The organism is bacterium, assembly GCA_024224155.1.
Classification (GTDB): Bacteria; Acidobacteriota; Thermoanaerobaculia; order Multivoradales; family JAHEKO01; genus CALZIK01.
Genome location: JAAENP010000171.1, coordinates 1 through 1,131, shown reverse-complemented (window position 1 = coordinate 1,131; position 1,131 = coordinate 1). Strand labels below are relative to the sequence as shown.

Below are 1,131 nucleotides of genomic sequence, written 5' to 3'. Positions count from 1 at the left end.
TTCGCCGCCCTCGCCGGAGTGGTCCTGCACTACCGTCCGCGGGTCGCTCTCTTTCCGCTTCTGGCCAAACACCTCGCCTCGGCGGTCGTCTAGACCGAGTCAGAGAGGCTGATGCCGATGCCGACGGCGCTCCTTCGCGCAGGCCGCGAGGCACACGGACGACAACCACGAGACGTCCATGTCCGATACCGACGGTTCCCGCCTGAGGCGAGGAGTTGGCTCCACCGACCGCCTTGCCTCGCCTCTGTCGCCCGAACAATGTGACGCTGTTCAGGCTTTGCCCTTGGACGAGAGGGGGAGCATCGCGGCGGCCGTCGGGGCGGTTACATCGACGGTATCGGTCACGACTCGCGCCGCGGTGGCCGTGTTCGATACCTCGATCTCGATGCTTTCCCCCTCCGTCTCGATGCTCTCCAGGTCGCTCAACTCGAGTTCGTCTATCTCCAGCTCGCCGATATTCATTTCACGAATTTCGCTCACACTGATTTCGAGCTCGCTCTGGCTGAGCTCGATCTCCGGGTCGCCGATCTCGATCTCGATCTCGATCTCGCTATCACTTTTGCTATCGTTATCGCTGTCGCCGGCTTCCCCGAGTTCTTTCGGTTCGGCCTGAGTCGGGCCGGTTACGTCGACCGTGTCCGTCTCTTTGCTGGGCTCGATGATTTTAACGGATTTGGCTCCCGATGCGAGCATGACCGCGGGATTCGGCAGGTGAGCCGAGGAGCTGTCGCGCCACTGTCCTGATTCCAGCAGCTTCTGACAGACGGCCCGCAATTGGACCGTATCCGGAAAGCGGCCGTCGGGGTGCTGGACGAGCATCCGCATGACCAACCGGTCGACGCTGGCCGGGATCTCAACCCCCGAGCGAGCCCGCGATGGCGTCTTGGGAGTCTCCTGAAGTTGCGCCGCCACCAGAGCGGCTGCATTCTTGACTCCGTGGAACGGCATCCGACCGGTGAGAAGCCGATAGGTAACCACGCCGAGGGTGTAGATATCACTGCGGCCGTCGAGCGCCTGGCCGAACAGCTGTTCGGGGGACATATAGCGGATGGTGCCGACCGTTTGCCCGCGCTTGGTGATCTGGGTTGTGTATTCCTCGCCTATGCCGGCCACATCGATGATCTTGGCGAC

Annotated in this window: 1 protein-coding gene; it reads right to left on the bottom strand. The window is 62.5% G+C overall.

The window, feature by feature from the left end; genetic code table 11:
• Nucleotides 1–270: 270 nt before the first annotated feature.
• On the bottom strand, nt 271–1,131 hold an 861-nt coding region (locus tag GY769_10100; protein ID MCP4202276.1), incomplete at its 5' end, for a protein kinase.